We start from the raw sequence: 845 nt of genomic DNA, 5'->3' as shown, positions 1-845 counted from the left end.
TGTGAGCATGTGAGTTAACCATTTCTCAACAGACCTAATATTTTTTATTTATACCTCTGAGATAAATCATAAAGCACAAATAAAAAATCATCTCTTCAAGTGGCATCAAAATAAAATAAATTAATTCAAAAGTTTTTTAATTTTTAACAATAATTATTATAACAACATTTAGCCAAAAAGTCAAATAATAAAATTGTTTTATGACAAATATTTGCAAAATATGTATTATTACGATATTTTGGTGTGAAAATACACGATCGTGCAGGCCCAAAAATACATTTTGCAGAATTATGAGGCAAAATTAATATTTATACTATTTTTCAATTTTGCAAAAACTATAATAATGGAAAATTTGGTACTATTTTTGAAATTTAGGTTTTCTAATAATTCCTTACCCAATAGCGCTGTCTCCTACATGACACCCAACAACAGGAGTTAAAGGGATTTGTACTAAATTTTTTAAGCCTAATTGGGTTTCTAAAACTTGTTGAAACTCGTTTTTTAATTCAGGATGCCCTGTAAGAAATTAAATGGATTTGATAATCATGATTTTTGGATATATTCTTTGATTTTAGAAGTTATGGCTAAAGTGCTTTGTGGGGAACTTAAAGTCTTTAATTAAGCAATTTTGCCATCTTGTTGAACTTGCAAAATGGGATTTATTCTCAAAGGCGCCCAAAAAACTTTTTACTCCTACTAAACGTCCATTTTTAATTAATTGTGTAAGCTTTTTGGTCATAAAAAAATGGTATTATTTTCTTTAATGAAATCTAAATGCTTAACAACTTGTTCTAGGGATTTGCCTTCTGCAAATAAACGATAAACTTCTAGGGCAAAAAACCTTC

The organism is Areca yellow leaf disease phytoplasma, assembly GCF_041920595.1.
Note: the sequence above shows the minus strand (reverse complement) of the source record.